The organism is Streptomyces sp. NRRL S-1813, assembly GCF_000719605.1.
Lineage (GTDB): Bacteria > Actinomycetota > Actinomycetes > Streptomycetales > Streptomycetaceae > Streptomyces > Streptomyces decoyicus.
The window spans coordinates 1-12,283 of sequence record NZ_JOHB01000036.1; the positions used below are offsets into that span (position 1 = coordinate 1).

The 12,283-nt window shown below is 68.9% G+C and carries 11 protein-coding genes; 2 read left to right on the top strand and 9 right to left on the bottom strand.

All coding sequences use genetic code 11. The annotated features are described in order from the left end of the window. Positions 1-324 precede the first annotated feature (324 nt). The 3 genes from IF67_RS0132880 to thyX form a co-directional block, all read right to left on the bottom strand. Positions 325-2,010: a ribonuclease J gene (locus tag IF67_RS0132880; RefSeq protein WP_030991930.1), complete on the bottom strand. Its 1,686-nt coding sequence runs from the start codon at positions 2,008-2,010 to the stop codon at positions 325-327. A gap of 114 nt (positions 2,011-2,124) precedes the next feature. Next, on the bottom strand, positions 2,125-3,024 hold the full coding sequence (gene dapA / locus IF67_RS0132885) for a 4-hydroxy-tetrahydrodipicolinate synthase (protein WP_030991931.1): 900 nt from the start codon (positions 3,022-3,024) through the stop codon (positions 2,125-2,127). A 197-nt stretch (positions 3,025-3,221) separates the two neighbouring features. Beyond that, positions 3,222-3,980, bottom strand: coding sequence for an FAD-dependent thymidylate synthase (gene thyX / locus IF67_RS0132890; RefSeq protein WP_030991932.1), 759 nt, complete (start codon positions 3,978-3,980; stop codon positions 3,222-3,224). Positions 3,981-4,212: 232 nt separating this feature from the next. Here thyX and IF67_RS0132895 point away from each other — a divergent pair, with 232 nt between their 5' ends. Both IF67_RS0132895 and IF67_RS0132900 read left to right on the top strand, forming a co-directional pair. Beyond that, complete coding sequence (locus tag IF67_RS0132895; protein ID WP_030080836.1) at positions 4,213-4,452, top strand: hypothetical protein; 240 nt, start codon at positions 4,213-4,215, stop codon at positions 4,450-4,452. Positions 4,453-4,553: 101 nt separating this feature from the next. Further along, entirely contained in the window at positions 4,554-5,111 is a 558-nt protein-coding gene (locus tag IF67_RS0132900) for a phage holin family protein (protein ID WP_030991934.1), read from the top strand. Between the two features lie 96 nt (positions 5,112-5,207). Here the strand turns inward: IF67_RS0132900 and IF67_RS0132905 are convergent, their stop codons facing one another. The 6 genes from IF67_RS0132905 to eccD all read right to left on the bottom strand — a co-directional run bounded on the left by IF67_RS0132905 (position 5,208) and on the right by eccD (position 12,253). After that, positions 5,208-5,663, bottom strand: coding sequence for a hypothetical protein (locus IF67_RS0132905; RefSeq protein WP_030991935.1), 456 nt, complete (start codon positions 5,661-5,663; stop codon positions 5,208-5,210). Positions 5,664-5,668: 5 nt separating this feature from the next. Beyond that, on the bottom strand, positions 5,669-6,421 hold the full coding sequence (dapB, locus tag IF67_RS0132910; protein WP_030991936.1) for a 4-hydroxy-tetrahydrodipicolinate reductase: 753 nt from the start codon (positions 6,419-6,421) through the stop codon (positions 5,669-5,671). Positions 6,422-6,461: 40 nt separating this feature from the next. Continuing rightward, positions 6,462-7,841 carry a M16 family metallopeptidase gene (locus tag IF67_RS0132915; RefSeq protein WP_030991937.1) on the bottom strand — a complete coding sequence of 460 codons (1,380 nt, stop codon included), beginning with the start codon at positions 7,839-7,841 and terminating at the stop codon, positions 6,462-6,464. Then, on the bottom strand, positions 7,838-10,057 hold the full coding sequence (locus IF67_RS0132920; RefSeq protein ID WP_030991939.1) for a polyribonucleotide nucleotidyltransferase: 2,220 nt from the start codon (positions 10,055-10,057) through the stop codon (positions 7,838-7,840). Before IF67_RS0132920 ends, IF67_RS0132915 begins: the two co-directional genes overlap by 4 nt. A 289-nt stretch (positions 10,058-10,346) precedes the next feature. Beyond that, positions 10,347-10,634: a 30S ribosomal protein S15 gene (gene rpsO, locus IF67_RS0132925; protein ID WP_030991941.1), complete on the bottom strand. Its 288-nt coding sequence runs from the start codon at positions 10,632-10,634 to the stop codon at positions 10,347-10,349. A 155-nt stretch (positions 10,635-10,789) separates the two neighbouring features. After that, a complete protein-coding gene (eccD, locus tag IF67_RS0132930; protein WP_030991943.1) occupies positions 10,790-12,253 on the bottom strand; it encodes a type VII secretion integral membrane protein EccD in 1,464 nt (487 codons plus the stop codon). Positions 12,254-12,283 lie beyond the last annotated feature (30 nt).

Consider the following 12,283-nt stretch of genomic DNA (forward strand, 5'->3'; position numbering starts at 1 on the left):
CGTTTCCGTCTCTGGCCCCTGTCGGAGCGGGTCGGCCGTCCGGCTTTCGCTTTCCGGCCTTTCCGACTCTATCAGACCCGATTTCGTTCCGTTGCCGGTTCTCATTCGGTCCGATTTCCCGTCGGAGGGGGTTTGCCTTTCGGCTGATCCGACTTTATCAGATTGCTCTGTGCCGGAATTCCGCCTGGTTACACGAGGCGCTCCGTACGCACAAGCGTGCGGCGCTTCCCGATCAGGAGGAGACGTAAACGTACTGGAGCGGGGCGCCCGGATGCAAATCCGGGCGCCCCGCTCCGACTTGAGTACTTCGTGTGGCTCTGTGCGTCAGACCTCGACGACCACGGGGAGGATCATCGGGCGGCGGCGGTAGTTATCCGAGACCCACTTGCCGACCGAGCGGCGGATCAGCTGCTGGAGCTGGTGCGCGTCCGCGACGCCGTCCTGGGCCGCCTTGGCCAAGGCCTCATCGATCTTGGGGGCCACGCCCAGCAGAGCGGAGTCTTCGATGCCGGAACCACGCGCATGCAGGTCCGGGCCGCCGACGATCTTGCCGGTGCTGCTGTCCACGACCACGAAGACCGAGATGATGCCTTCGTCGCCCAGGATGCGGCGGTCCTTCAGGTGGGTTTCCGTGACATCGCCGACCGAGAGGCCGTCGACGTAGACATAGCCCGCCTGAACCTTGCCGACGATCTTGGCAACGCCGTTGACCATGTCGACCACGACCCCGTCCTCGGCGATGACGATCCGGTCCTTCGGTACACCGGTCAGCGCACCCAGCTCGGCGTTGGCGCGCAGATGGCGCCATTCGCCGTGTACCGGCATGAGGTTCTTCGGCTTGCAGATGTTGTAGAAGTACAGCAGCTCGCCGGCCGAGGCGTGGCCCGAGACATGGACCTTGGCATTGCCCTTGTGAACGACGTCCGCACCCCATCGGGTGAGGCCGTTGATCACGCGGTAGACCGCGTTCTCGTTGCCCGGGATGAGGGAGGACGCCAGGATCACGGTGTCGCCCTGGACGATCCGGATCTGGTGGTCGCGGTTGGCCATCCGGGAGAGGGCGGCCATCGGCTCGCCCTGGGAACCCGTGCAGACCAGCACGACCTCGTCGTCGGGAAGATCGTCGAGAGTCTTGACGTCGACGACCAGGCCCGCGGGGACCTTCAGATACCCCAGCTCGCGGGCGATGCCCATGTTGCGGACCATCGAACGGCCGACGAAGGCCACCCGGCGGCCGTACTCGTGCGCCGCGTCGAGGATCTGCTGGATGCGGTGCACATGGCTGGCGAAGCTGGCCACGATGATGCGCTTCTGGGCGTTCGCGAACACCGTGCGCAGGACATTGGAGATGTCCCGCTCGGGCGGGACGAAGCCCGGGACCTCGGCGTTCGTGGAGTCGGAGAGGAGAAGGTCGATGCCTTCCTCGCCGAGCCGCGCGAAGGCGGGAAGGTCGGTCAGGCGGCGGTCCAGCGGGAGCTGGTCCATCTTGAAGTCGCCGGTGTGCACGACCATGCCCGCGGGGGTGCGGATGGCGACGGCCAGGGCGTCGGGGATGGAGTGGTTGACCGCGACGAACTCGCAGTCGAAGGAGCCGATCCGCTCCGTGTGCCCTTCCTTCACCTCGAGGGTGTAGGGGCGGATGCGGTGCTCCTGAAGCTTGGCCTCGATGAGGGCGAGGGTCAGCTTCGAACCGATGAGGGGGATGTCCGGCTTCTCGCGCAGGAGATAGGGGACACCACCGATGTGGTCCTCGTGGCCGTGGGTGAGCACGATGCCGTCGATGTCGTCGAGGCGATCCCTGATGGACGTGAAGTCCGGCAGGATCAGGTCGATTCCGGGCTGCTCCTCCTCGGGGAAAAGCACTCCGCAGTCGACGATCAGAAGCCGGCCGTCGTATTCGAAGACCGTCATGTTGCGGCCGATTTCACCCAGGCCGCCGAGGGGGGTGACCCGCAGGCCACCCTTGGGAAGCTTCGGCGGGGCGCCGAGCTCAGGATGCGGATGACTCAAAAGACTCTCCTCACCACACACGCCACGCTGCCGTCGAGGGCACGTGGCGCGCATGACATTCGTGCACTTGCTATGTGGCGGTTGTTGGTCCGTATTCAGTTGTGAAGTCTGTGGTCAGAGGTGTACCCCACCGGCGGCGAGATCGCGCGTGAGCTGTTCGGTCTCCTCGGGGGAGAGCTCCACGAGCGGCAGCCGCAGCGGGCCTGCGGGCAGACCCTGGAGGCCGAGGGCGGCCTTGGTCGTGATCACGCCCTGGGTGCGGAACATGCCGGTGAAGACGGGCAGCAGCTTCTGGTGGATCTCGGTGGCCTTGGTGACGTCACCGTTGAGGTGGGCGTCCAGGAGGGCGCGCAGCTCGGGGGTGACGATATGCCCGACCACGGACACGAAGCCGACGGCGCCGACCGAGAGCAGCGGGAGGTTGAGCATGTCGTCACCGCTGTACCAGGCGAGGCTGGAGCGGGCGATGGCCCAGCTGGCACGGCCGAGGTCGCCCTTGGCGTCCTTGTTGGCGACGATCCGGGGGTGCTCGGCGAGCCGGACGATGGTCTCGGTGTTGATCGGGACACCGCTGCGGCCCGGGATGTCGTAGAGCATGACCGGCAGGTCGGTGGCGTCCGCAATAGCCGTGAAGTGCCGCAGGAGGCCCTCCTGCGGGGGCTTGCTGTAGTACGGCGTCACCGCGAGCAGGCCATGGGCGCCGGCGTCCTGGGCGGCGCGGGCCAGCTCCAGGCTGTGGCGGGTGTCGTTGGTACCGGCTCCGGCGACGACAAAGGCCCGATCGCCCACCGCATCGACCACCGCGCGCACCAGCTGAGCTTTCTCCGCGTCGCTGGTGGTCGGGGACTCTCCGGTGGTGCCGTTGACGACAAGGCCGTCATTGCCGGCATCCACCAGGTGGGCAGCGAGCCGCTGCGCGCCGTCGAGATCGAGAGCGCCATCCGGCGTGAACGGCGTGACCATCGCGGTCAGCACCCGCCCGAAGGGGGTCTGCGGTGTGGAAGTCGGAGCCATGGGTCCCACGCTACTCGTAGCTCACCGCGGGTTGCGCCTCTGGGGAGCAAGGATGTGGACTCCGGCACTGCCTGCTCGGGGGTTCAAGCAGTGCCGGGTCCGTCTGTTCAGCGTAGATGAACTTCTCAAAATGCCGCAATCCGGACACATCGCACGTCTGTCCCGCGGGCCGCGGAATCCGGCCCGCAACCTGGGCCTTACGGAGCGATCCGGCCGTTCGCATTGAATGCGCCGTACGTGAGCGGCATGAGCTGGGCCCAGTGGGCCTCCATCCGCTCGCCGACCATTTCGATCTCTCGCTGCGGGAAGGAGGGCACCTTCGCCTGCTCGTGCTGGGTGCGCAGACCGAGGAAGTGCATCAGGGAGCGGGCATTGCAGGTCGCGTACATCGAGGAGAAGAGGCCGACGGGGAGCACCGCGCGGGCGACCTCACGGGCGACGCCGGCGGCGAGCATCTCCTGATACGCCTCGTAGGCCCGGCGGTAGGAATCCTCCATGACGCGGCCGGTGAGCTCCTGCTGCGCCGGAGTGCCCTCGACGAATTCGTACTTGCCGGGGCGGCCCTGCTGGACGAGCTTGCGGTCCTCGCCGGGGACGTAGAAGACCGGATCCAGCTGGCGGTAGCGGCCGGATTCCTCGTTGTACGACCAGCCGACGCGGTGCCGCATGAACTCGCGGAAGACGAAGATCGGCGCGCTGATGAAGAACGTCATGGAGTTGTGCTCGAACGGGCTGCCGTGCCGGTCCCGCATGAGGTAGTTGATCAGGCCCTTGGAGCGCTCCGGGTCCTTCTGGAGCTCCTCCAGGGACTGCTCGCCTGCCGTGGAGACCCGGGCCGCCCACAGCACGTCGCTGTCCGCGGCACTGTGCTTGACCAGCTCGACCGTCACCTCGCTCCGGAAGCTGACGGCTGCACTGTCGGGGCTCTCAGTGCTCTCGGCGGGGGTGTGGGACACCGGCGGTTCCTTCCGTTCGATCCTCGTGCGCGACCAGCCTACGGCCCGCCACTGACAGTCCGGGAAACCTGGCGTGATGCCGCGTTAGCCACAAAACGGGCGTCGTATAGCAGCACACGGACCGGCCGTTGATATTTTTCACAGAAGTCCCTGAAAACGGGCACCAACCGGACGCCACACACGTCTAACCCTGTGACAGTGCCCACTTCGAGGTTCCTAGGAGAGCCCGCTCATGTTCCGCCGGCGAGAGCCCGTCCCGTTCGCCTTCGTTGCCGAGGCAGACCGGTTCCGCAGCAATGTCACTCCCCCGCCGCGGCAGCGCGCCTCTCGTGCGCAGCTCCTCGGCCAGTCTCTCATCACGCTGACAGTCGTGGGCGGCCTGGCCGGCGCCCTGCTGTTCGGCGTTCCCGCGCTCCAGCAGGACAGTTCCGGGTCGAGCCGGGTGCATCACTCCGAAGCTGCCCATCGCTGAACGGGCGGGCGGGGCGTGCCGCAAAGTGGTTCCGCCCCGCCGGTCCGGATAGCCTCACCGGTCAAAGCTTCAGTCAGCTTGCCCATGAGTGAGGATCAGCCGTGCCCCTGCCCTTCCTGACGGCCGACCGCGACCTCGATCCCGACACCCCTGCCGCGGATTCGGCCGCCCTTCCGCATGACGAGCCCGACCATTGGCGCCGTCCCTACCGCCCCGGACCGTGGCGGGTGGGGGCGGCGGCGGTGTTTTTGCTGCTCGCCTCGTTCGTGCTGATCTCCGCAATGATCATCGCGATGGCCGGCTCGCTGCCCGGCGCCGCGGCCTGTGCGGTGCTCGGCGCCGTGCTGATCGCCTTTGCCGTACGGCTGCTGCGGGTCGGCGTGTGGGTCAGCGCGCACGGTCTGCGGCAGGTGAATCTGCTGCGTACGGCGACCGAGCCGTGGAGTGCCATCGCCGCCGTGCGTACCCGCCAGGAGCCGGTGCGCTGGCTGGGACTGCCGCGGACGGTGCAGGGGCAGTCGCTGATCATCGAGCGGACGCAGGGTGAGCCGCTGCGCCCTCTGATCACGGACCACAACGGCGACTTTCTGTCCCGTCCAGAGGCGTTCGAGCGGGCCGCGGATGTGCTGGAGGCCTGGGCGGCGGAGTACCGCGACTGAGGCCCGGGGGCCTCTGCCCCCTCCTGGCGCCCACCCGGGCGCCGCATCGAGCCCGTACGGGCCAGGACCGGTCCGGCCAGGTCGGCCGGACCGGGCTCAGGCGGCCGGTACGGGCTTGTTGTCGTGCAGCGCGATGGCGCGCTGCATCGCCTTGCGGGCGCGCGGGGTGTCCCGGGCGTCGTGGTAGGCGACCGCGAGCCGGAACCACGTACGCCAGTCGCCGGGCGCGTCCTCCGTCTCGGCCTGCCGCCGGGCGAAGACCGCGTCGGCCGCGTCCCGGTCGATGCGGCCGCCGGGGGTCCGCGCCGGCTCGTCGACCGGGAGTCCGCCCTCGGCCTCCAGGGCGTGCGCCAGCCGGTGGGCGTTGCGGGCGAAGCGGGTGTTGTGCCAGAGGAACCAGCCACCGATGCCCGGCAGCAGGAAGGCCACCGCGCCCATGCCCATGGCAGCCGGCTCGCCGGTCATCAGCAGGAGTACGCCCTCCAGCGCCACCACGCCGAAGACGATGACCAGCACGGTGGCGAGGAAGAAGTACGTGATCTTTCCGCCCATACCCGTCAGCCCAGGTCGAGGAAGTTTTCCAGGCCCACGGTCAGGCCCGGAGTGGTGACCACGCGGCGCACACCGAGCAGGATGCCCGGCATGAAGCTGCTGTGGTGGAGGGAGTCATGGCGGATGGTGAGCGTCTCGCCCTCCCCGCCGAGGAGCACCTCCTGGTGCGCCAGCAGCCCGCGCAGCCGTACGGAGTGGACGGGGATGCCGTCCACGTCCGCACCGCGGGCGCCGTCCAGCGCGGTGGTGGTGGCGTCCGGCTGCGGGTCGCAGCCGGCCTCCTCCCGGGCCTGGGCGATCAGCTGGGCGGTGCGGGCGGCGGTGCCGGACGGGGCGTCCGCCTTCTTCGGGTGGTGCAGCTCGATGATCTCGGCCGACTCGAAGAAGCGGGCCGCCTGCTGGGCGAACCGCATGGTCAGGACCGCGCCGATGGAGAAGTTCGGGGCGATGAGCACGCCCGCCCCGGGCGAGGCGGCGAGCGAGGTGCGCAGCTGCGCGAGGCGCTCGTCGGTCCACCCGGTCGTCCCGACCACCGCGTGCATGCCATGACGCACGCAGAAGTCGAGGTTGCCCATGACCGCGCCGGGGGTGGTCAGCTCGACCACGACCTGGGCACCGGTCTCGACCAGTGTCTCCAGCTTGTCGCCCCGGCCGAGGCCAGCGACCAGCTCCATGTCCTCGGCGGCCTCGACGGCCCGTACGGCCTCGGAGCCGATGCGCCCCTGGGCTCCCAGTACGGCCACGCGCAGCTTGCTCATCGTTTCCCGTCTCTCTTTCGGTGGTTCGCCGGGCGGGGGCCTAGGCGACGACGTCGTCCAGCCGGGCCGCCTGCCGGTCCTTCAGGGGGCCGATGACGGACAGCGAGGGGCGGGTGCCCAGCACCTCGCGGGCCACCTCGCGCACCTCGTCCGGGGTGACGGCCGCGATCCGCGTGAGCATCTCGTCGACCGACATCTGCTCGCCCCAGCACAGCTCGCTCTTGCCGAGGCGGTGCATGAGCGCGCCGCTGTCCTCCAGGCCGAGGACGGTGGACCCGCGCAGCTGTCCGATCGCGCGGCGGATCTCGTCGTCGGTGAGGCCGTGGGACGCCACCTGGTCGAGTTCGTCGCGGCAGATCTTGAGGACGTCGTGCACCTGGCTCGGGCGGCAGCCGGCATAGACACCGAACAGCCCGCAGTCGGCGAACCCGGAGGTGTACGAGTACACGCTGTAGGCCAGACCGCGCTTCTCACGGACCTCCTGGAAGAGGCGGGAGCTCATCCCGCCGCCCAGGGCGGTGTTCAGCACGCCCATGGCCCAGCGCCGGTCGTCCGAGCGCGACATCCCCGGCATCCCGAGAATGACATGGGCCTGCTCGGTCTTGCGGTTGAGCAGTTCCACGCGGCCGGCGGCACGGATGCCGCGGGTGCCGGAGCGCGGCGCGACCGGAGCGGCGTCCGCCCGGTCCAGGGCCCCGGCCTGCTCGAAAGCGCGGCGCACCAGGCGGACGACCTTGGCGTGGTCGACGTTGCCGGCGGCCGTGACGACGAGGTGCGTGGGGTCGTAGTGCTTCTTGTAGAAGCGGCGGATGCGCTCGGGGGTGAGGGCGTTGACGGTGTCGACCGTGCCCAGGACCGGGCGGCCGAGCGGGGTATCGCCGAGCATGGTGTGCGCGAACAGGTCGTGCACACAGTCGCCCGGGTCGTCCTCGGTCATCGCGATCTCTTCGAGGATGACCCCGCGCTCGGCGTCCACGTCCTCGGCCTCGACCAGCGAACCGGTGAGCATGTCGCACACCACGTCGATGGCGAGCGGCAGATCGGTGTCCAGCACCCGCGCGTAGTAGCAGGTGTACTCCTTCGCGGTGAAGGCGTTCATCTCACCGCCGACCGCGTCGATGGCGGCGGAGATGTCCAGTGCGCTGCGCCGCTCGGTGCCCTTGAAGAGGAGGTGCTCGAGGTAGTGCGTGGCGCCGTTGAGCGACGGCGTCTCGTCGCGGGAGCCGACGTGCGCCCAGATCCCGAAGGTGACGGAGCGGACCGTCGGCAGCGTCTCGGTGACGATGCGGAGGCCGCCTGGGAGGGTGGTCCGGCGGACCGTGCCTGCGCCCGCGGTGCCCTTGAGAAGCGTTTGGGTACGGGCGACGGCCCGCCCCTCCGAAGAGGTGCGGGCCGTCGTCGTGTGCGTCCGGGACGTCACTTGGCGGCGTCGTCCTTCGTGTCCTCGGCCGCGTCCTCTTCCTCGATCACAGGGATCAGGGAGAGCTTGCCGCGCTGGTCGATCTCGGCGATCTCGACCTGGACCTTGGCGCCCACACCGAGCACGTCCTCGACGTTCTCCACGCGCTTGCCACCGGCGAGCTTGCGGATCTGCGAGATGTGCAGCAGGCCGTCCTTGCCCGGGAGCAGGGAGACGAACGCACCGAAGGTGGTGGTCTTGACGACCGTGCCCAGGTAGCGCTCGCCGACCTCCGGCATGGTCGGGTTGGCGATGCCGTTGATCGTGGCGCGGGCGGCCTCGGCGGCCGGGCCGTCGGCGGCACCGATGTAGATGGTGCCGTCGTCCTCGATCGTGATGTCGGCGCCGGTGTCCTCCTGGATCTGGTTGATCATCTTGCCCTTGGGGCCGATGACCTCACCGATCTTGTCCACCGGGATCTTGACCGTGATGATCCGCGGGGCGTTCGGGGACATCTCGTCCGGAACGTCGATGGCCTCGTTCATGACGTCCAGGATGTGCAGACGCGCGTCACGGGCCTGCTTCAGCGCGGCGGCCAGGACCGAGGCGGGGATGCCGTCGAGCTTGGTGTCGAGCTGGAGCGCGGTCACGAACTGCTTGGTGCCGGCGACCTTGAAGTCCATGTCACCGAAGGCGTCCTCCGCACCGAGGATGTCGGTGAGGGCGACGTAGTGGGTCTGGCCGTCGATCTCCTGGGAGATCAGGCCCATGGCGATACCGGCGACCGGGGCCTTGAGGGGCACACCGGCGTTCAGCAGCGACATGGTCGAGGCGCAGACCGAGCCCATGGACGTCGAGCCGTTGGAGCCGAGCGCCTCGGACACCTGACGGATCGCGTAGGGGAACTCCTCGCGGGTCGGCAGCACCGGCACGATGGCGCGCTCGGCGAGCGCACCGTGGCCGATCTCGCGGCGCTTGGGCGCACCCACGCGGCCGGTCTCACCGACGGAGTACGGCGGGAAGTTGTAGTTGTGCATGTAGCGCTTGCGGGTCACCGGGGAGAGGGTGTCCAGCTGCTGCTCCATGCGGAGCATGTTGAGGGTGGTGACGCCCAGGATCTGGGTCTCGCCACGCTCGAACAGCGCGGAACCGTGCACCCGCGGGATGGCCTCGACCTCGGCGGCGAGCGTACGGATGTCCGTGACGCCGCGGCCGTCGATGCGCTTCTTCTCCTTGATCACGCGCTCACGGACCAGGTTCTTGGTCAGCGACCGGTAAGCGGCGGAGATCTCCTTCTCGCGGCCCTCGAACTGCGGGAGCAGCTTCTCGGCGGCCACGCTCTTGATGCGGTCCAGCTCGGCCTCGCGCTCCTGCTTGCCGGCGATGGTCAGCGCCTGGGAGAGCTCGTCCTTGACCGCGGCGGTGAGCGCCTCCAGGACGTCGTCCTGGTAGTCGAGGAAGATCGGGAACTCACCGACGGGCTTGGCGGCCTTGGCGGCGAGGTCCGACTGTGCCTTGCACAGGACCTTGATGAAGGGCTTGGCGGCCTCGAGACCGGCGGCGACGACCTCTTCGGTCGGGGCCTCGGCGCCGTCCTTGACCAGCTGGATGGTCTTCTCGGTGGCCTCGGCCTCGACCATCATGATCGCGACGTCGCCGTCCGGGAGGACGCGGCCGGCCACGACCATGTCGAAGACGGCGTCCTCGAGCTCGGTGTGGGTCGGGAACGCCACCCACTGGCCGTTGATCAGCGCGACACGGGTGCCGCCGACCGGGCCGGAGAAGGGCAGGCCCGCGAGCTGCGTGGAGCAGGAGGCGGCGTTGATCGCGACCACGTCGTAGAGGTGGTCGGGGTTGAGCGCCATGATCGTCTCGACGATCTGGATCTCGTTGCGCAGGCCCTTCTTGAAGGAGGGGCGCAGCGGCCGGTCGATCAGCCGGCAGGTGAGGATCGCGTCCTCGGAGGGACGGCCCTCACGGCGGAAGAAGGAGCCGGGGATCTTCCCGGCTGCGTACATCCGCTCCTCGACGTCGACGGTCAGCGGGAAGAAGTCCAGCTGGTCCTTCGGCGTCTTGGAAGCGGAGGTGGCCGACAGCACCATGGTGTCGTCGTCCAGGTACGCCACGGCGGAGCCGGCGGCCTGCTTGGCCAGGCGGCCCGTCTCGAAGCGGATGGTGCGGGTGCCGAAGGATCCGTTGTCGATAACGGCTTCGGCGTAGTGGGTCTCGTTCTCCACCAAGAAAATCTCCTCGTCAGCGTCCGCTGCCCGTGTGGCAGCAGACCGTCTTCGGTGGAGCGCCGGAACGGGCCGGTCTTCGATCGAAGCACCCGGAGTGATGACGCTTGCGTCAGGGATGTCCGGGGGCCACTACCGAGGACCGGCGGCCAGGAGCGCTCCTACCGCGTTCATTTTTGCGCTACGGCACCAGACTACAAAGCTTCCGTCCACCATGAGAGGGCGTGAGCATCCGGTGCGTATGGCAAAGGGAGCGGCCCCCGGTAGGAGCCGCTCCCCTTACAGCTTCTTACTTGGCGCCCGCCGCGCCGCGGCGGATGCCCAGGCGCTCGACCAGCGCACGGAAGCGCGTGATGTCCTTCTTCGCCAGGTACTGGAGCAGGCGACGGCGCTGGCCGACGAGCAGCAGCAGACCACGGCGGGAGTGGTGGTCGTGCTTGTGGGTCTTGAGGTGCTCGGTCAGGTCCGAGATGCGGCGGGAAAGCATCGCGACCTGGACCTCGGGGGAACCGGTGTCACCCTCCTTGGTGGCGAACTCGGTCATGATCTGCTTCTTCGTAGCGGCGTCGAGCGACACGCGGTACTCCTCAGGGTTCCAGCCGGTGAGCGCCCCTGGTTTACCTCACAGGGAATCTTGGATGACTCGTCCGGGCCGTCACACAGCGTACCAGCTGGAAGCGGCCCCCCGACCGGGTGGTCGGGGGGCCGCGGACAGGCCGGTGAGCGGCCGCGTCAGCTGCCGGTGAGGCCTCGTACCTTGCCGTACACGTCGAGGACCGCCAGGCACAGCGGCACCAGGGACAGCAGGACCAGGCCGTCGAAGATGTCGAAGAGCCGGCCCCAGAAGGGGGTGACGCCCTTCTGGGGGACGACCAGGCCGACACCTACCAGGAGGGCGGCGCCCGCCGCGATGCTGCTGGAGAACCAGACGGTGCGGATGTTCAGCGGACCGGAGTCGTCGAACCGGGCGAGGTCGATGAAGATGTCCGTCGGCGGGTGCAGCGCGATGCCCAGGATGAGCAGGACGATCGTGAGGATGCCGGCGATGGTCAGGCAGGCGACCTGCGCGGTGTAGTCGAAGAGCCGGGCCCGGAGCATGACCGTGATGCCCGCGGCCAGCGCCAGCAGCTGCGCCCAGCCGTTGTCGGAGAAGCCGAGGACGGCACCGGCCGAGCCGACGACCAGGGCGGCGCAGCCGGCGACGAGGCCGAGGAGCAGCTCGTGGCCGCGCTTGGCCTGGTTGCCGATCTTGACGAAGTCGACGGACTCGGTCTCGCCGCCGCCGTCGTACGAGCCCTTGGCGATCTGGTCGGGCGACTTGTAGCCGATGGGCAGCCGGGCGAAGCGGGCGGAGAGGCCGGGCAGCCAGGCGACCATGGCGATGGCGACGACGGCGGTGACGGCGGCGACCTCGCGGGGCGCGGCGTCGGTGAGGATCGCGGCGAAGACCGCGAGGGTGCCGATGGCGGACAGGAACGCGGCGGCGACGAAGGGTGCGTCACCGCGCGGCAGCAGGACCACCAGGAGCACGGACGCGATGAGTACGGTCACACAGCCGACGAGGAGGTGCAGCCGGCCGGGGCCGGATCCCGCCTCGACGGGGAAGATGCCGGAGCCGGCGAGCAGAAGGTGCGGCAGCGAGGCCAGGCCCAGCGCGATGGAGGATCCGTGGTCGTCGTAGACGCGGGCACGGACGCCGGCCAGCGCGACCAGGACGATGCCGACGACACCGGCGATGATGCCGGGCAGGCGGTGCATGTCGCGGTCGACGGGGTTCGAGAACCACAGCGCGAACGCCATCATGACGAGCAGCAGCACACCGGCGGGGAGGCCGACGACACGCATGAGGTCGTCGCTCCAGCGGCTGCGGTTGCGCTTGACCGCGGAGGCGACGGCGTCGGAGACATCGTCGAAGACCGGGAGCGGCAGCGACTCGGCGAACGGCTTCAGAAGAAGGAGGTCGCCGTCGAGGATCTGCTGCTGGGCGAGCGACTGTCCGGCGTCAAGAACCGTGCCGTCGCGGCGTACTAGGTGATAGCCGGTCGGTGCGCCCTCCGCCTGCGACTGGCCGGAGAGCCGCAGGATCTCCGGATAGATGTCGACGAGTGCGACGTCCTCCGGCAGAGCCACGTCGATCCGTGCATCCGGCGCGGCGACTGTGACCCGGCAAAAGCCGGTGCCAGTACTCGTGCTCACCTGGCGGTTCCCCCTATCCGTTGGGCGTTT